The sequence below is a fragment of the Mycobacterium paraense genome (assembly GCF_002101815.1).
Classification (GTDB): Bacteria; Actinomycetota; Actinomycetes; order Mycobacteriales; family Mycobacteriaceae; genus Mycobacterium; species Mycobacterium paraense.
Window position 1 is genome coordinate 183,440 of sequence record NZ_LQPM01000030.1, and the last position, 17,069, is coordinate 200,508.

The window sequence follows — 17,069 nt, forward strand, 5'->3', positions numbered from 1 at the left end:
GGAAAACCTGCTCAGCAGTGAGTGGACCAGCACCGGAAGTTCGGGCAATAGGACGAATGCGCGAGGCCCACCATCGAGTGAACGTCGCCGAACGTGATGTTTCGCGGGTCCAGGGTGGCGTGGATGTTCTGCGCGATCTGCTCGTACGTCCAGCCCCACATGATGTCGTCGCAGATGAGGCGCCCGGTCGCGGTGAGGGCGTCGTCGTGGTCCGGCGGCCAACTGAAGCCCGCGCCGCGGAGTTGGGCCAGGTATGCGTCGTCGGCGGGATCGGCGGTCGCAATCGCAGCGCTGGAAACCAAGGCAGCGCCGGCCATGACGGGGATGGACAGCAGGGCCAGCCAACGAGGTGAGGGCATTTGATGCGCTTCCTTTCTTCCCGGCGTTCACGATGAACCAGGAAGAATAGAGAGCGCGGGGAAAAACCAGATTATCGAAAGCTGAATAATCGGATTTTCGTGGCTTTTTCTTGCAAAGCGCGTTTTCCGCGTAACCGCTTACGCGGCGCGGGGTCCGTGCCAGCGCGGGTCCGCCGAAGTCCACGTCGCGTCGCCGTGGCCGGTCAGGCGCAACGGGGTCACGGTCGCCGGCACGACGGCGTCACGCTCGTCGCTTCGCTCGAAGCGGCGCTCGACCTTGCGGTAGATCCAGGCAATCGCGGCCACGACCGCGAAGACGCCGGCCAGAACCGCCAGGGCCTCCCCGAAGGCGATCAGCATGATGATGCCGCCGAAGACCCAGAAGGCGATGGCTTCCACGTCATGAGTGCCGTTGTGGCCGCCGATCGTGAGATGCCGCATGGCTGCCTCCCGGGGGAGTAGGGATAGTAGTCACCTAGAACGCCGGCGCGTCGTGAGAGCTGCCCGATTTGCGGCGATGGTGACCCATTTCACGGCGCGATTTCTCAGCGCGCGGCGCCGTTGTCGCGATCCTCGTCGCCCTCGTCGTCCCGGTACGCCCATTCGGGAAGTGGTGTATTCGGCATAGCGCCGAAAGCGGACGCCTCATAACCGGGTTGGCCGCTTGGGCCCTTCCATCGCGGATCTGACCGGTTGGCGCGTGAGCGCCGAATTCCACGGGTGATCAACGCGACGGTGCCTGCGACGATAAAGACGACCAACGCCACCTTGACAACTAAAAGCACCAGGGCCATGTCTCCTCGCAGCGCAACTGGGCGAATGGCGGCGCGTCCGTCACCGCGCGCCGGCCACTGATAAGCCGGGCAAACCGAAATTCTGAGCTGCACAAACCTTGGTGGCAGGTACAGGATTCGAACCTGTGTAGGCGTAAGCCGACGGATTTACAGTCCGCTCCCATTGGCCGCTCGGGCAACCTGCCGCCAGACAGGTTACAACGAACGGGTAGACAAGGCACAAACGGCTAGCACCCGAGGAAGGGACGGATCGGATGGCTGACTCATCGTTCGACATCGTCAGCAAGGTGGACCGCCAGGAGGTCGACAACGCGCTCAACCAGGCGGCCAAGGAGCTGGCCACGCGTTTCGACTTTCGCGGCACCGACACCAAGATCGAGTGGAAGGGCGACGAGGCCATCGAGCTGACGTCCTCCACCGAGGAGCGGGTCAAGGCCGCGGTCGACGTGTTCAAGGAGAAGCTGATCCGCCGCGACATCTCGATGAAGGCCTTCGACGCGGGCGAGCCGCAGGCCTCCGGCAAGACCTACAAGGTCAGCGGCACCCTCAAGCAGGGCATCAGCAGCGAGAACGCCAAGAAGATCACCAAGCTCATCCGCGACGAGGGGCCCAAGACCGTCAAGAGCCAGATCCAGGGCGACGAGATCCGCGTCTCGAGCAAGAAGCGGGACGACCTGCAGGCCGTCATCGCGATGCTGAAGCAGGCCGATCTGGACGTGGCGCTGCAATTCGTCAACTATCGGTAGCGGGAAGCGAGGTTCTTCGATGACCGTGACTCCGCAGCGAGACGACCGCTTCGACGTCATCATCGTCGGCGCGGGCATCTCCGGCATCGACGCGGCCTACCGGATCGCCGAGCGCAACCCGGGCCTGACGTACACCATCCTCGAGCGGCGCGCGCAGATCGGCGGCACGTGGGACCTGTTCCGCTATCCCGGCGTTCGTTCCGACAGCAGCATCTTCACGCTGTCGTTCCCGTTCGAGCCGTGGACCCGGAAAGAGGGCGTGGCCGACGGCGGGCACATCCGCGAATACCTGGCCGCCACCGCGCGCAAGTACGGCATCGACCGCCACATCCGCTTCAACAGCCATGTGCGGTCGGCAAATTGGGATTCGTCCACCGACACGTGGACGGTCACCGTCGAGCAAGAAGGCGGCGAGAGGCAATACCGCGCGCGGTTCCTGTTCTTCGGCAGCGGCTACTACAACTACGACGAGGGGTATACCCCCGACTTCCCCGGCATCGAACGGTTCGCGGGCACGGTCGTGCACCCCCAGCACTGGCCCGAGGACCTGGACTACTCCGGCAAGAGGATCGTCGTGATCGGCAGCGGCGCCACCGCCGTCACGCTGATCCCGTCGCTGGCGGAACGCGCCGCAAAGGTGACCATGCTGCAGCGCTCGCCGACGTATCTGATTTCGGCGTCCAAGTACGGCAAGGTCGCCGCCGTCGCCCGGAGGCTGTTGCCCCGCAAGGCCGCCCATTTGGTGATCCGGATGTACAGCGCGCTGACCGAGGCGGTGTTCTTCTTGTTGTCCCGCAAGGCGCCGGGTTTGGTGAAGCGGCTCCTGCGCCAGGTCGCGATCAAGAACCTCCCCGCCGGCTACGACGTCGACCTCCACTTCAAGCCGCGGTACAACCCGTGGGACCAGCGGATGTGCCTGATCCCCGACGCCGACCTCTATAACGCCGTCAGCGGCGGCCGCGCCGAGGTGGTCACCGACCACATCGAGGGCTTCGACGCCAGCGGCATCGCGCTCGAATCCGGCAAGCACCTCGACGCCGACATCATCGTCACCGCGACCGGCCTGCAGCTGCAGGCGCTGGGCGGGGCCACGATCAGCATGGACGGCGTCGCGATCGATCACCGCGACCGCTTCGTCTACAAGGCCCACATGCTCGAGGACGTGCCCAACCTGTTCTGGTGCGTGGGTTACACGAACGCGTCGTGGACGCTGCGGGCCGACATCACCGCGCGGGCGACGGCAAAGCTGCTGGCGCACATGGCCGCCCACGGCTACACGCACGCCTATCCGCACCTGGGCGACGAGCCGATGGACGTCAAGCCGTCCTGGGACATTCAGGCCAACTACGTCAAGCGGTCGGTGCACGCGCTGCCCAAGTCGGGCACCAGGCGGCCGTGGAATGTGCGCCAGAACTACCTCGCCGACGCCATCGATTACCGGTTCGACCGGATCGAGGAGGCGATGGTGTTCGGCCGGGCCGCCGACCGCGCACAGCTGGCGGGTTAGCGGTTGGCTCCCTGAGCGGATTCGTCCCCGAGTACCTCTTTGCCGCAGTTCGGGCAGAACCTTTCGGCGGGGTGGTGTTCGGCTCCGCAACCCGAACAGAAATGAGGTTCCGCCGGCTCGTGTGGCGGCGCGACGCCGATGAGCCCTGCGGCGCCGACTTTGATGCCCGCCCGCGCGGAAACCCGTTTCCCGGCACCGGGACGCCTCCCCGAAACCAGCCGCAACCCAGGCGCTTTCGCCGGGGTGTCGAGGCGCCAACGGCTTCGCACCGCCAGGAACGTCACACCGGCGGCCACCGCAAGCGCCAGGGCGACGCCACCGGCGATGTACCACACCAGGTTTGAACCGCTGAGCACCGAGAAATCGCCGCGCTGCTGGCGAAGGTTGGCCGCGCTCGTCCTGAGGTCGGCCAGCCCGGGAAAGTCGGGTGACATCGACAGGGTCTGGTCGAAATCGCCGATCGCCTCGGTGTATTGGCCGGCGTAGTAATGCGTGAGCCCCTTGCGGTAATACGCGTCGGCCGGTCCCAGCGTCGCCTTGACACCCCTGCTCGCCAGGATCGCGGCCAGGCCGTCGGCGGGCGCGACGAAGTTGAACGGTTGCGATTCGCCGAGGGGCGCGAAGCTGTTCACCCCGATCACCTTGCCGTTGAGCGCGACGGTCGGACCGCCGCTCATACCCTCGGACACCGCGGCGTCGATCTCATACTCCGCGGCGGATCCCATCGTCGACTTCTTGCTGACCTTGCCGCTCTTGTTGGTCGGATCCAGCGATGGGCCGGTGACGTTCTCGGTGCTTTGCGAGAAACCCACCGCCAGAACCGCGGTGCCGATGCTGACGTCGGCGTCGGCGGCCAGCTCCGACGACGGCAGGTTGTGCTTGTCCACCTTGAGCAGCGCGACGTCGCCCTTGAAGAGCGGCCGGAAATCCACGACGTTGGCCGCGGCCTTACCCGCGACCCTGGCGCCGGTGCCGTACGTCAGCGCGAGGCTGACTTCGGGGCCCCGGTCGGGGGTGTCGCCCTCGACCTTCGCGTTCTTTTGCAGCCACTCCAGCGCCGCGGCCGGATTCCGCGCTTCGGGGGCGTCGGGGAACTGCGTGATGTATTCCTTGGCCGCCCGTTTGAGGATCAACAACTTCGCGCTGTCGGGATCGACGCAGTGACCCGCCGTGGCCACCCAGCCGTCGGGGTTGATGACGAACGCGGTGCACGCCCAGGCCGCGATGAACGGCATCGTCGTGCCCGGCCCGAACTGGGACAGGATCTGGCCGTCGGGCAGCCGCACCGCGCCGTAACTCTGGCCGGCCAGATACATGACGGCCGGCCGTATCATCGCCGCCGCCTTCTCCTCCGGGTTGGCCTGCGGGCGACCGCCGTCGGCGGCCGCAACGCCCGGAAAGCCGACCGAAACCGCGATGGCGGCCGCGGCCAGCGACGCGAACACGCGGCCCCGTCGAGCGTGTCCGGGCATGAAACCTCCCTCGTGGCGGACCTGTCCTTTGACGATCCGACAGATCCGGCCGGCGAGGTAGGGACCGAAGTCACCTGCGCTGAGGCCCTTGGGTTGGACTGAGGTGAACTGCTTCTAAATCTCGGATGTCGGCAATACGCTGGTCGCCATGGCAGCTGACAAGCGCGAACCCCGAGTCGTTGTCCTCGGCGGAGGTTCCTGGGGAACCACCGTGGCGTCCATCTGCGCGCGGCGCGGGCCGACGTTGCAGTGGGTGCGCTCGGAAGCCACCGCCAAGGACATCAACGAGGACCACCGCAACAGCCGCTATCTCGGCAACGACGTCATCCTGAGCGACACCCTGCGCGCCACCACCGACTTCGCGGAGGCGGCCAGTTGCGCCGACGTCGTGGTGATGGGCGTGCCCTCGCATGGCTTCCGCGGGGTGCTGACCGAGCTGGCCCGGGAGCTGCGGCCGTGGGTGCCGGTGGTGTCGCTGGTCAAGGGCCTCGAGCAGGGCACCAACATGCGGATGTCGCAGATCATCGAGGAGGTGCTGCCGGGTCACCCGGCGGGCATCCTGGCCGGCCCGAACATCGCGCGCGAGGTGGGCGAGGGCTACGCCGCCGCGGCCGTGCTGGCCATGCCCGACCAACACCTGGCGACCCGGCTGTCGGGGTTGTTCCGGACCCGGCGCTTCCGCGTGTACACCACCGACGACGTCGTCGGCGTCGAGATGGCCGGCGCGCTGAAGAACGTCTACGCCATCTCGGTCGGGATGGGCTACTCGCTGGGCATCGGGGAAAACACCCGCGCGCTGGTGATCGCGCGCGCCTTGCGGGAGATGACGAAGCTCGGCGTGGCGATGGGCGGTAACCCGGACACCTTCCCCGGGCTGGCCGGCCTGGGTGACCTGATCGTGACCTGCACCAGCCAGCGCAGCCGCAACCGCCACGTCGGTGAACAACTGGGTGCCGGCAAGCCGATCGACGAGATCATCGCCTCGATGAACCAGGTCGCCGAGGGCGTCAAGGCCGCCAGCGTGATCATGGAGTTTGCCAATGAATTTGGCCTGAATATGCCCATCGCCCGCGAGGTCGACGCCGTGATCAATCACGGCTCCACCGTCGAGGAGGCCTACCGCGGCCTGATGGTCGAGGTTCCGGGGCACGAGGTGCACGGCTCGGGGTTCTGAGTCAACCAAACAACTCGTAACGAAAATATTTGCATTCGATATGGGGCCGGCCCGTTGGGTTGACCTGCGGTTTGACCGCCCCATACCGTCGAACGAGGTAGCCAGGCTGTTGCCTGCCGGTTGGCGCAGTCGTAATTGATTGTGCGCCAATGAGCTACGCCGACGTAGCGAAGTCCCCCGCTCACACTTAACGACGGAAGCGACCGATGCAACACATCGAACAGCTCGGCGATCAAGCAATTCAGCAGGCCCCCAACGAATCACGGCGGGACCGGATCAGATCGATTGTCCGCCACGACCTGCCGTCTTCGCTGGTGGTTTTCCTGGTCGCACTCCCACTGTCACTGGGCATCGCGATCGCGTCGAACGCCCCGGTGCTCGCGGGCCTGATCGCCGCCATCGTCGGCGGGATCATCGCCGGAGCCATCGGCGGATCACCGTTGCAGGTCAGCGGTCCCGCGGCCGGGCTGACGGTCGTCGTCGCCGACCTCATCTCCGACTTCGGTTGGGGGATAACCTGTTTGATCACCGCCTTGGCGGGCGTGCTGCAAGTTCTGTTGGGGCTGAGCCGTATTGCCCGGGCAGCTCTGGCGATCTCACCGGTCGTCGTGCACGCCATGCTGGCCGGCATCGGGATCACGATCGCGTTGCAGCAGGCGCACGTGTTGTTGGGCGGGAAATCCAAAAGCTCTGCCTGGCATAACCTCATCGGTCTGCCGGGTCAGATCATCGACTCGCATCGGCCCGGCGTGCTGCTGGGCGCGCTGGTGATCGCCATCCTCGTCGCCTGGCGCTGGGTTCCGGCCCGGTTCCGCTTCATCCCCGGTCCGCTGGTCGCCATCGTGACGGTGACGGTCATCTCGTTGGTCTTCCCGTTCCACGTGCGACGGATCGAAATCGACTCGTCGCCGCTGAACGCGCTGCGGCTGCCCGATCTCCCGCACGGCAGCTGGGGCGCGGTGGCAATCGGGGTCATCACCATCACCCTCATCGCCAGCGTCGAAAGCCTGCTGTCGGCGGTGTCGGTCGACAGGATGCACAACGGCCCGCGCACTGATTTCAACCGCGAGTTGATCGGGCAGGGCACCGCAAACATCGTGTCGGGGACCATCGGCGGGCTGCCGATCACCGGTGTCATCGTGCGCAGCTCAACCAATGTCAACGCCGGCGCGAAGTCGCGCGCCTCGTCGATCATGCACGGTTTCTGGATCCTGTTGTTCACGGTGCCCTTTGCGGAGCTGGTGGAAGAGATCCCGACCGCGGCGCTGGCGGGGCTGCTGATCGTGATCGGCGTTCAGCTGCTGAAGCCGGCGCACATCGAAACGGCAATGAAGCACGGGGATCTCGCCGTTTACGTCGTGACCGCCGTCAGCGTCGTCTTCCTGAACCTGCTGCATGGCGTGCTGATCGGGCTGGCCCTGGCCATCGCCTTGACCGGGTGGCGGGTGATCCGCGCCAGGGTCGAAGCCAAGCCGGTCGGGCAGGAATGGCAGGTGCTGATCGAGGGGCCGGCATGTACCTTCCTCGCCCTGCCCCGGCTGACGCGCGTGCTGGCGTCGGTCCCCGCCGGATCCGTTGTGACGGTTGATCTTTCGGTCAACTACCTCGACCACGCCGCGCACCAGGCGATCGACGACTGGCAGCGGCAGTTCGAGGCGAACGGCGGCACGGTCCGGATCCGCGGCATGCTCGAGACGGGGCACCTCGCCGGTCGGGTGGGCGGTATGGACGATCGACGGGCGGCCTAGTCGACGCCGGCCAAGCCGTCAGTCGACGTCGATCCTGATGTGCAGCCGCTTGCCGCAGACCTGCGCCACACGCTCCAGCATGTCGACGCGCGGCACGTCGGCCCCGCTCTCCCAGGCCGCGACCGTTTCCCGGCTGACGCCGAGCGCTTCGGCCAGTTGCTCCTGATTCATCCCCGCGCCGGCCCGCGTCTCGAAGATCAGATCGGGCAGGTCGAGTGAGAGTCCGGCCTCGTGAATGTCCATCACCTTCGAGGGTACGTACGGTCTCAGCCGCGCGCCATCTCCTCCAGCCGGCGGATGCGGTCCTCGATCGGCGGGTGCGTCGAGAACAGCGACCCGATCCGCTCGCCCGCGCGGAACGGGTTGGCGATCATCAGGTGCGCCTGGCTGGCCAGCTGCGGCTCCGGCGGCAGTGGCGCCACCTGAACCCCGCCGGAGATCTTGCGCAGCGCCGACGCCAAGGCCAGCGGGTCGCCGGTCAGCACGGCGCCCGACTCGTCCGCCTGGTACTCGCGGGACCGGGACACGGCCAGCCGGACCACCGTCGCGGCGATCGGCCCCAACAACGAAACCATCAGCATCGCAAAGGGATTGCCGCCCTCGCGGTTTCCGCCGCCGAAGAACATCGCCATGTAGGACAGCGCGGTGATCACCGACGCCATCGCACCGGCGATGCAGGAGATCAGGATGTCGCGGTTGTAGACGTGCGAAAGCTCATGGCCCAGCACGGCGCGCAGCTCGCGCTCGTTGAGGATCCCCAAAATGCCCGTGGTGCAGCACACCGCGGCATTGCGCGGGTTGCGTCCGGTGGCGAACGCGTTGGGCGCGTTGGTGTCGCTGATGTACAGCCGGGGCATCGGCTGGTGCGCCGAGGTGGCCAGCTCGCGCACGATCCGGTACATCACCGGCGCCTGCAGCTCGGAAACGGGCTGCGCGTGCATCGCCCGCAGCGCCAGCTTGTCGCTGTTGAAGTACGTGTAGGCGTTCATGCCGATGGCGAACAGCACCGCCAGCCACATCGCGGTCCTGCCGAACAGCGAGCCGACAAACACGATCAACGCGGACATACCGACCAACAGGGCGAAGGTCTTCAGCCAGTTGGCATGCGGATGCCAGGTCATCAACGTCCTCCTTGGAGCATTACTACTGCTCATTGAACGCCTGAAACGGCGGTGGAGGTTCCGCAGGGTCGGTCAGGCGTTAACCGTGCCGGCTCACCGTGTAGTCGATCAGCGTTTCCATCGCGCGCCGGCCCGCGACCTCGGGCAAAAGGGCCAGCTCCTGGCGCGCCTGGGCCGCATACTGCGCCAGGAAGTCCTTGGCCCGGGCCATCCCGGGTGACGCACGCAACAGCGTCAACGCCTCGGCCACCGCCTCGTCGTCGGTGACGGGGCCGGACAGCAGCTCGCGCAGCCGCGCCGCCTCCGGCCCGGCCTCCCGCAGCGCGTAGACCATCGGCAGGGTGTGCACCCCTTCGCGGATATCGGTCCCGGGCAGCTTGCCGGACTCGTGCGAGTCGCTGTCGATGTCGATGATGTCGTCGGAAATCTGGAACGCGGTGCCCACGATGCCGCCCACGCGGCTCAGCCGCTCCACCTGCTCGCCGTCGGCGCCCGAGAACATCGCGCCGAACCGGCCCGCCGCGGAGATCAGGCACGCCGTCTTCTCGTACACCACCTTCAGGTAGTGCTCGACCGGATCCGCGCCGTCGGCCACCTCTTTCAGGCCCCGGGTTTCGCGCATCTGCCCGGTCACCAGCTGCGCGAACGTCTCGGCGATCAGCCGCACCGCCTCCGGCCCGAGCCGCGACACCAGCCGCGACGCCGTCGCGAACAGGTAGTCGCCGGCGAGGATCGCGACGTTGTTGCCCCAGCGCACGTTGGCGGTGGGCGTGCCGCGGCGGACCTCCGCCTCGTCCATCACGTCGTCGTGATACAGCGTGGCCAGGTGCACCAGCTCGATGACGGCGCCGGCGATCGTCACCTCCCCCGCGTCCGGGTTGGGCCCGATCTGCGCGGACAACACGGTGAACAGCGGCCGGAACCGCTTGCCACCGGCCTTGAATAGGTACGTCAGCGAGTCGGTCATCACCGCGTCGGCGCTGCGCAGCTCGTCGTCCATGAGCTGCTCGATCCGGCCGACGCCGTCGCGCACGGTCGCGGCGAAGGCGGCATCCCCGAAGTCGATGCCCGCCACCACCGTCGCCGGAGTACTCACGCGACCAACATACTGGTGGGCGTGAACGTCGGAGCCGACCTGGTGGTCGTGGGCGCCGGACCCGCCGGTTCGGCGGCGGCCGCCTGGGCCGCCCGCGCCGGTCGCGACGTCCTGGTCATCGACTCCGCCGGCTTCCCCCGCGACAAGCCCTGCGGGGACGGCCTGACCCCGCGCGCCGTCGCCGAGCTCGAACGGCTGGGGCTGGGTGGCTGGCTCGACACGCGCATCCGGCACCGCGGGCTCCGGATGAGCGGATTCGGCGGCGAGGTCCAGATCGAGTGGCCGGGCCCGTCGTTCCCGTCGACCAGCAGCGCGGTGGCCCGAGTCGAGCTGGACGACCGCGTCCGCAAGTGCGCGGAGGACGCCGGGGCCCGGATGCTGCTCGGAACCAAAGTGGTTGGCGCGCATCATGACTCGTCGCGACGCGTGGTGTCGCTGACGCTGGCCGACGGCACCGACGTGCGGTGTGACCGGTTGATCGTCGCCGACGGGGCCCGCTCGTCGCTGGGCCGCAAGCTGGGCCGGCGCTGGCATCAGGAAACGGTGTACGGCGTGGCCGCGCGCGGTTATCTGGCCACCCCCCGGGCCGACGACCCCTGGTTGACCTCGCACCTGGAGCTGCGCTCCCCCGACGGCGCCGTGCTGCCGGGTTACGGCTGGATCTTCCCGCTGGGCAACGGCGAGGTGAACATCGGTGTCGGGGCGTTGTCGACGTCGAAGCGGCCGGCGGACCTGGCGCTGCGGCCGCTGATCTCGTACTACACCGACCTGCGCCGCGAGGAGTGGGGCTTTTCCGGGGGGCCGCGGGCGGTGTGGTCGGCCCTGCTCCCGATGGGCGGCGCGGTCTCCGGGGTGGCCGGGCCCAACTGGATGCTGATCGGGGACGCCGCGGCCTGCGTCAACCCGCTCAACGGCGAGGGCATCGACTACGGCCTGGAGACGGGGCGGCTGGCCGTCGAACTGCTGGACGGCCGCGACCTGTCCCACGTGTGGCCATCGGTGTTGCAGGAGCACTACAGCCGCGGATTTTCGGTCGCACGCCGGCTCGCCTTGCTGCTGACCTTTCAGCGCTTCCTCCCCGCGACGGGCCCCGTCGCGATGCGCTCGACGCGGTTGATGACGATCGCCGTGCGGGTGATGGCCAACCTGGTCACCGACGACGACGCCGACTGGGTGGCGCGGGCCTGGCGGGGCGGTGGGCGCCTGTCGCGGCTGATCGATCGCCGAACGCCCTTCAGCTGAGCCAAGTTTCCAACCGCGGGCGACCCCTTCCGCCTATTATATCAATCTTCTTGACATATATCAGACCCGTTGATATACCTGGGACATGACTCAACCAGTTGATTTCGAATTCGAATCCGCCTACCGCGGTGAATCGTCATTTGGTGCGGGCGTGCGCCCGCCCTGGAGCATCGGCGCCCCGCAGCCGGAGTTGGCCGCCCTGATCGAGCAGGGCAAGTTCCACGGCGACGTCTTGGACGCGGGGTGCGGTGAAGCCGCCATTTCGTTGGCGCTGGCCGAGCGCGGCTACACGACCGTCGGCCTGGACGCATCGCCCACCGCGATCGACCTGGCCCGGCTCGAGGCCGAGAAGCGGGGCCTGACCAACGCCACCTTCGAGGTGGCCGACATCAGCTCGTTCACCGGCTATGACGGCCGGTTCGGCACCATCGTCGACTCGACGCTCTTCCACTCAATTCCCGTTGAGCTTCGCGAGGGCTACCAGCAATCGATCGTGCGGGCCGCCGCGCCCGGCGCCTCCTATTACGCCCTGGTCTTCGACAAGGCGGCGGTGCCCGAGGGCCCGATCAACGCGGTCACCGCGGGCGAACTGCGCGCGGTGGTGTCCAAGTACTGGGTCGTCGACGACATCACGCCGGCCCGCATCTACGCCAACCTGCCCGACAACGCCGACAACCTGCCGATCGTCGACGTCCGCGACGAGCCCGACGGCCGCAAGTCGGTCGGCGCCTGGCTGCTATCCGCGCACCTGGGCGTATAAAAACAACCGGGTGTATAGTCCGGCTAATGAAGGCTTTGAGGCTGGGTTCTCTGATCGCCATGGCGGGCGCCGCTGTCGCACTGGCGGCGCCCGCGCAGGCCGACGATTACGACTACGTGTTCAAGCAGACCGTCAACCACTTCGGCGTGTACGGCCCGCAGGACCAGCTCGCGTGGCTGGGCAAGATCGCCTGTGACCGGATCGGCAGGGGCGTGGACGGCGACCCCTACAAGTCGGCCACGTTCCTCCAGCGCAACCTGGCGCTGGGCACCACCCAGGGCCAGGCGTTCCAGTTCCTGGGCGCCGCGATCGACCACTACTGCCCCGACCAGGTCGGCTTCATCCAACGCGCCGGCCACTGAGTCATTTCGTGGCCGCCGCGAGAGTGCAAGTACCGACACCCTCTCTCGGGCGATGCGTAGGCAGTTGCACTTTCGCGGACGGACGGCGGCGTGTTAGGCCACTAAACCGGCTTGTATCCGGCGTGCAGCGCCACGATGCCGCCGGTCAGGTTGCGCCAGCGCACCGCCGACCACCCGGCCGCTGAAATCCGGTGCGCCAGCGTCGGCTGGTCCGGCCAGGCCCTGATCGACTCGGCCAGGTAGACGTAGGCGTCCGGGTTGGACGACACCGCCCGCGCCACCCGCGGCAGCGCCCGCATCAGGTACTCCTTATAGACAGTCGCGAAAACCCCGCTGGTGGGCGTGGAGAATTCGCACACCACCAACCGGCCGCCCGGCCGGGTGACGCGGAACATCTCGGTCAGCGCCGCCTGCTGGTCGGCGACGTTGCGCAGCCCGAAGCTGATCGTGACCGCGTCGAACACGGCGTCGCCGAAGGGCAGCTTGGTGGCGTCCCCCGCGACCTTCGGCACGTCGCGACCGGCGCCGGCCGCCAGCATCCCGACCGAAAAATCGGCGGCCACGCACCACGCCCCCGACTTGCGCAGCTCCACGGTCGACACCGCGGTGCCCGCCGCCAGGTCCAGCACCTTGTGGCCCGGCCCGATGCGCAGCGCCGAGCGGGTGGCCCGCCGCCAATACCGGTCCTGTCCCAGCGAGAGCACGGTGTTGGTCACGTCATACCGGCGGGCGACGCCGTCGAACATCGACGCGACGTCCCGGGGGTTCTTGTCCAACGCCGCGCGACTCACGCCGTCGACGCTACCGGGGCCGGGGCGGGTCAGTATTGCCGGTAACGCCGTTGGACGTGTTCCTGGCGCACCCTGATCTGCTCACGGCGCTCCTCGGCGGACACCACGCGGGTGTCGGCGGGGAGGTGTTCGCGCACGCGGGCGAGCGGCACCTTGGTGACCGAGGCCTTCGGCAATTCGGGCGGCGGCGTGGAGTACGTCCACCGCAGGGCCAGGAACCCAACCGGGTGGCCTACGGTGTCGAGCCAGTTCGGCACCCCGGGGTCACTCCCGGCGACGACGTAGCGGATGGTTCCGTCGGGATCCGGTTCGGACTGAAATCCGTTGAGGCTGCTGGTGTGGTTGGCGTAGTCGAGCGATTCGCCCCACAGGTTGGACAGGTGAAAGCCCATGTACGCGGGCGGCACCGGCACGACGACTTCCACCAGGAGCGCTTCGTCGTCGCCGAGGTCGTAGACGCCACCGGAGTAGACGTTGGTGCTCTGCCCGCCGCCCATCGCGAGGTTGGCCAATGCCGGCTCGTTCAGGTCGTTGCGCGGCATGAGGGTCAACCCGTCGCCGTTCTTGTCGCCGTGCGCCTCCAGCACCAGGTCATAGAACTGGTTCCAGAACGTCATCTGTTTCTCGACGATGCTTCCGATGCGACGGACGTTGCGCGCCATGGCGTCCGGGTCCAGCCGCGCGGGCTGGCCCCCCTCCTTGCCGATCTGCGCGATATGCAGGTCCGGCGCTGCCTCGTGCTCCCAGTCGTGAAAGAGCATGCGCGCGATCAGGTATCGCGCCGAGGCGGTCCCGTCGGCGGTCACCGTCGCGATGAAGTTTCCCGAGTGATCGGCGGGCCGCTGCGGCGCCAGCAGGATCTCGAACCGGCCGTCGTCGTCCACCAGCAGATCCGAAATGTCCAACGCACCGGTGATGGCGCGCCCGCCGGGAGCGAGTTCGGCGAGGCTGCCGGTGTCGCCGGCGTAGCTGCTGTGAGCCTCAAAGATGATGTACTGCGGCGCTTTCGGGACGAGCCGGCCGCGTACCCGGTAGCTCTTGGTGCCGTCGATGGACGCCGAGAGGTACAACGCGTCGGCGTTGTCGATGGTGGCCTTGTCCACGGGTTGGATGGCGCGCCGGAAATACGGGAAATCGGAATCTTCGCAGAGGCCGCGCTCGACGGCGCTGAACGCGAAGCCCAGCAGGTAGCGGTATCCCTCCGCCAGGCTTTGTTCGGTGACCGGCGGGGCGTGCAGCTCGGTGGAGTCGACGGCGTCGCGGGCCCGGTTCAGGGCGTCGATCAAGTCGGTCCAAGCGCCCCGCAGGGCGAGTTGGCTTGACTCAGTGGACATGTGCGCCCTCCCCTTCGGTATCCCACCGGTATTGCTCGAACAGCTCGGCCAGGCGCGTGTGGATCTCCTGCGGATCGAGTCCGAACTCCTCGAGGCTGTAGCGATGCGCCGTCTCGTGCCCGCCGCCGGCTCCGGCCGCCTCGAAGGCCTTGGCGGCCACCGGCCCCAGGTCGAGCTCCAGCGCGCGGTAGATCCGGCGCATGGTGGCCTCGGGATGCGCCACCAGCTCCCGGTAGTCGACGACGACCGATCGGACCTCGGGGTGCTCGGCCAGGACGTCGAGCGGGCGGAGGTACGCGTCGAACGACTGATCGGCCAGCACGCGCAGCGATTTCGCGATCAGCTGCTCGTCGCGGCCGCGCAGGTCCCACTCGTTCTTCAGCAGCTTGAGCAGGCTGGGAATCGTCTCGTTGGGATTGCGGAGCGGCACAATGAATCTCGCGTCGGGAAACGTCTCGATCAGCGCCTCGACGCGGCCGCAGAAGGTCGGGTTCTTGCTCAGGTGCGTCCCACCGCGGTTCAGCGCGATCTGCCGCCGGACGCATTCGGAGTAGAAGCCCATCGCCCGCCGGCGCTTGCGGTCCGGCCACTGGTCGACGTGGTAGAAGTCCAGCTCGCCCATGAAGGGAAACATGACGATCCAGAAGCCGGAGCACAGCGACCAGGTCAGGAAGAAGTCGTCTTCCTCCGGGACGAAGAAACCCGTCTTGTGCATGTCGTCGGTCGGCGCGAACCGCTGCTCCTCGGCCGCGTCGAGGCGGCGCCGCAGGCGCCCACCGAAAACCGCGACGTCGAGCCGAAACAGCAGGCGCAGCAGGCGCTTTTGCAACAGCGACGGGAAGAACAGCTCGTACATCAACGCGTAGCTGAACTGCGGGTCCGCGGCCATCAGCCGGTGCAGATACGTGGTGCCGCTGCGGGCATGCCCGATGCAGAAAACGGGCGCCGTCACCCGGGTGCAACGCAGCGACGGAAACAGGATCGGGTCGAGAGCGAAGCACACCGCGTGCATGGCCGCGACGGCGGGAACGCCGACCAGGAACGCGACATAGCGCAGCCACGGCCTGGACGCCGGCGGGTCGCGACGCAGCAGCCGCAGCATCGTCCGATAGTTCGCCCAGTCGAAGTAGAAAGGCGCTGCGTGCATGACCTCTCCCTCGGTCCGGGCCAGCGGGGTCAACCTATCCGCATTTATTTGACTATGTCAAGGGTATCCGGCTACCGTGCGCGTGTGACGGCGGCGCGCAAGCTGGATTCGGTGGACTCGATCAGCGCCACCCTGGCGCGGATCGTGCGGCTCAGTGCCAGCCGTTCGGCGTTCGCTCGTCAGGCCTCGGCGGCCGACACCGAACTGTCGCAGCCGTCCTACATTCTGCTCCGCGTGTTGATCGATGAGGGGCCGCAGCCGATGGGCCGGCTGGCGAGTATGGCGCACATGGACGTCGGGATGGCCACGCGTCGGGTGCAAGCGCTGGTCGACGCCGGACTCGCCGCGCGCCGGGCCGATCCGCGCGATGGGCGGGTGTCGGTCATCGAGGCGACGGCGCCGGGCGAACGCGCCGCGGGGGCACTCCACGAGGTGCGCCGGAATCATCTCACCCGGGCGCTGTCGGAATGGTCGGCGGCCGACCTGCACCAGCTCGACCGACTCCTCAAGAGATTCCTCAACGACACGCAATGGACGCCGATCTCTTGATCCGCCGGGAATGATGCGCCGACGGCTGCGTTGCATCACTGCGTGAGCGAAAAAGTTTGGTTTATCACCGGTACCTCGCGCGGATTCGGGCGCGAATGGGCGATTGCCGCGCTGGAGCGCGGCGACAAGGTCGCCGCGACGGCACGCAACACGGCATCGCTGGACGACCTGGTCGGAAAGTATGGCGACGCGCTGCTGCCGATTCGGTTGGATGTCACCGACCGTGCGGCCGACTTCGCGGCGGTCAAGCAGGCGCATGACCATTTCGGTCGCCTGGACATCGTGGTGAACAACGCCGGTTACGGGCACTTCGGGTTCGTCGAGGAGCTCAGCGAGCAAGATGCGCGCGATCAGATCGAGACGAACGTGTTTGGGGCGCTGTGGATTACCCAAGCCGCGTTGCCATACCTGCGCGAGCAGGGCAGCGGCCACATCATCCAGGTGTCCTCGATCGGCGGCATCACCGCGTTTCCATTGGTCGGCATGTACCACGCGTCAAAGTGGGCGCTGGAGGGCTTTTCGCAGGCCTTGGCGCAGGAGGTCGCGCCCTTCGGCGTGCACGTCACGCTGATCGAACCCGGCGGCTTCGACACCGACTGGAGTGGCGCGTCGGCCCGGCACTCCGATCCCCTGCCGGCGTACGACGAGGTCCGCGCCGCGGTCCAGGCCGAGCGCAGCAAGCGCTGGGCCAGCCCGGGCGACCCCGCGGCGTCGGCGGCCGCACTGCTGAAAGTGGTGGACGCGAAACAGCCGCCGCTGCGCGTGTTCTTCGGCGCTTCCCCGCTGCAGACGGCCAAGGCCGACTACGAGAACCGGCTACGCACCTGGGAGGAATGGCAGCCCGTCGCGGAGTTGGCGCAGGGCTGA

At 67.5% G+C, this 17,069-nt stretch carries 19 protein-coding genes and 1 tRNA gene; 9 read left to right on the forward strand and 11 right to left on the reverse strand.

What is annotated here, in order from left to right; translation table 11 throughout:
• Positions 1-11: 11 nt before the first annotated feature.
• From AWB89_RS21890 to AWB89_RS21905, 4 genes are all read right to left on the reverse strand, one after another.
• A complete protein-coding gene (locus AWB89_RS21890; protein ID WP_420914734.1) occupies positions 12-359 on the reverse strand; it encodes a DUF732 domain-containing protein in 348 nt (115 codons plus the stop codon).
• 138 nt (positions 360-497) lie between these two features.
• Positions 498-800: a hypothetical protein gene (locus AWB89_RS21895; RefSeq protein ID WP_085176476.1), complete on the reverse strand. Its 303-nt coding sequence runs from the start codon at positions 798-800 to the stop codon at positions 498-500.
• Between the two features lie 104 nt (positions 801-904).
• Positions 905-1,153 carry a hypothetical protein gene (locus AWB89_RS21900; RefSeq protein ID WP_085176478.1) on the reverse strand — a complete coding sequence of 83 codons (249 nt, stop codon included), beginning with the start codon at positions 1,151-1,153 and terminating at the stop codon, positions 905-907.
• A gap of 99 nt (positions 1,154-1,252) precedes the next feature.
• Positions 1,253-1,338 (reverse strand) — tRNA-Tyr (locus tag AWB89_RS21905).
• A 69-nt stretch (positions 1,339-1,407) separates the two neighbouring features.
• Between AWB89_RS21905 and AWB89_RS21910 the strand changes: the two genes are divergently transcribed.
• Positions 1,408-1,899 carry a YajQ family cyclic di-GMP-binding protein gene (locus AWB89_RS21910; RefSeq protein WP_085097371.1) on the forward strand — a complete coding sequence of 164 codons (492 nt, stop codon included), beginning with the start codon at positions 1,408-1,410 and terminating at the stop codon, positions 1,897-1,899.
• Between the two features lie 19 nt (positions 1,900-1,918).
• Complete coding sequence (locus AWB89_RS21915) at positions 1,919-3,406, forward strand: flavin-containing monooxygenase (protein ID WP_085176480.1); 1,488 nt, start codon at positions 1,919-1,921, stop codon at positions 3,404-3,406.
• On the opposite strand, the gene AWB89_RS21920 is transcribed toward AWB89_RS21915, so the two are convergent.
• Complete coding sequence (locus tag AWB89_RS21920; protein ID WP_085176482.1) at positions 3,403-4,878, reverse strand: trypsin-like peptidase domain-containing protein; 1,476 nt, start codon at positions 4,876-4,878, stop codon at positions 3,403-3,405. The genes AWB89_RS21915 and AWB89_RS21920 overlap by 4 nt on opposite strands.
• A gap of 148 nt (positions 4,879-5,026) precedes the next feature.
• Between AWB89_RS21920 and AWB89_RS21925 the strand changes: the two genes are divergently transcribed.
• Both AWB89_RS21925 and AWB89_RS21930 read left to right on the forward strand, forming a co-directional pair.
• Entirely contained in the window at positions 5,027-6,052 is a 1,026-nt protein-coding gene (locus AWB89_RS21925; protein ID WP_085097380.1) for an NAD(P)H-dependent glycerol-3-phosphate dehydrogenase, read from the forward strand.
• 206 nt (positions 6,053-6,258) lie between these two features.
• On the forward strand, positions 6,259-7,800 hold the full coding sequence (locus tag AWB89_RS21930; protein WP_085176484.1) for a SulP family inorganic anion transporter: 1,542 nt from the start codon (positions 6,259-6,261) through the stop codon (positions 7,798-7,800).
• Positions 7,801-7,818: 18 nt separating this feature from the next.
• Here AWB89_RS21930 and AWB89_RS21935 read toward each other — a convergent pair whose 3' ends face one another.
• The 3 genes from AWB89_RS21935 to grcC1 form a co-directional block, all read right to left on the reverse strand.
• On the reverse strand, positions 7,819-8,043 hold the full coding sequence (locus AWB89_RS21935; protein WP_085097388.1) for a helix-turn-helix transcriptional regulator: 225 nt from the start codon (positions 8,041-8,043) through the stop codon (positions 7,819-7,821).
• A 23-nt stretch (positions 8,044-8,066) separates the two neighbouring features.
• Positions 8,067-8,921 (reverse strand): zinc metalloprotease HtpX, encoded by an 855-nt coding sequence (gene htpX / locus AWB89_RS21940; protein WP_085097391.1) that lies wholly within the window; start codon positions 8,919-8,921, stop codon positions 8,067-8,069.
• A 79-nt stretch (positions 8,922-9,000) separates the two neighbouring features.
• Positions 9,001-10,017, reverse strand: coding sequence for a nonaprenyl/(2E,6E)-farnesyl/geranylgeranyl diphosphat synthase (gene grcC1 / locus AWB89_RS21945; protein ID WP_085176486.1), 1,017 nt, complete (start codon positions 10,015-10,017; stop codon positions 9,001-9,003).
• A 21-nt stretch (positions 10,018-10,038) separates the two neighbouring features.
• Between grcC1 and menJ the strand changes: the two genes are divergently transcribed.
• The 3 genes from menJ (at position 10,039) to AWB89_RS21960 (ending at position 12,381) form a co-directional block, all read left to right on the forward strand.
• Positions 10,039-11,259, forward strand: a complete 1,221-nt coding sequence (menJ, locus tag AWB89_RS21950; RefSeq protein WP_372515324.1) for a menaquinone reductase — start codon at positions 10,039-10,041, stop codon at positions 11,257-11,259.
• An 85-nt stretch (positions 11,260-11,344) separates the two neighbouring features.
• Positions 11,345-12,019 (forward strand): class I SAM-dependent methyltransferase, encoded by a 675-nt coding sequence (locus AWB89_RS21955; RefSeq protein WP_085097398.1) that lies wholly within the window; start codon positions 11,345-11,347, stop codon positions 12,017-12,019.
• 26 nt (positions 12,020-12,045) lie between these two features.
• Entirely contained in the window at positions 12,046-12,381 is a 336-nt protein-coding gene (locus AWB89_RS21960; RefSeq protein ID WP_085097401.1) for a DUF732 domain-containing protein, read from the forward strand.
• A gap of 101 nt (positions 12,382-12,482) precedes the next feature.
• Here AWB89_RS21960 and AWB89_RS21965 read toward each other — a convergent pair whose 3' ends face one another.
• The 3 genes from AWB89_RS21965 to AWB89_RS21975 are packed head-to-tail and all read right to left on the reverse strand — an operon-like array spanning position 12,483 to position 15,653.
• Positions 12,483-13,172, reverse strand: a complete 690-nt coding sequence (locus AWB89_RS21965; RefSeq protein WP_085097404.1) for a demethylmenaquinone methyltransferase — start codon at positions 13,170-13,172, stop codon at positions 12,483-12,485.
• Between the two features lie 29 nt (positions 13,173-13,201).
• Positions 13,202-14,506, reverse strand: coding sequence for a hypothetical protein (locus AWB89_RS21970; protein WP_085176488.1), 1,305 nt, complete (start codon positions 14,504-14,506; stop codon positions 13,202-13,204).
• A complete protein-coding gene (locus tag AWB89_RS21975) occupies positions 14,496-15,653 on the reverse strand; it encodes a sulfotransferase family protein (protein WP_085176604.1) in 1,158 nt (385 codons plus the stop codon). Before AWB89_RS21975 ends, AWB89_RS21970 begins: the two co-directional genes overlap by 11 nt.
• Positions 15,654-15,737: 84 nt before the next feature.
• On the opposite strand from AWB89_RS21975, the gene AWB89_RS21980 reads away from it, so the two are divergent.
• Together AWB89_RS21980 and AWB89_RS21985 are read left to right on the forward strand one after the other, a co-directional pair.
• Complete coding sequence (locus AWB89_RS21980; protein ID WP_241519338.1) at positions 15,738-16,202, forward strand: MarR family winged helix-turn-helix transcriptional regulator; 465 nt, start codon at positions 15,738-15,740, stop codon at positions 16,200-16,202.
• Between the two features lie 42 nt (positions 16,203-16,244).
• Positions 16,245-17,069, forward strand: coding sequence for an SDR family oxidoreductase (locus AWB89_RS21985; RefSeq protein ID WP_085097413.1), 825 nt, complete (start codon positions 16,245-16,247; stop codon positions 17,067-17,069).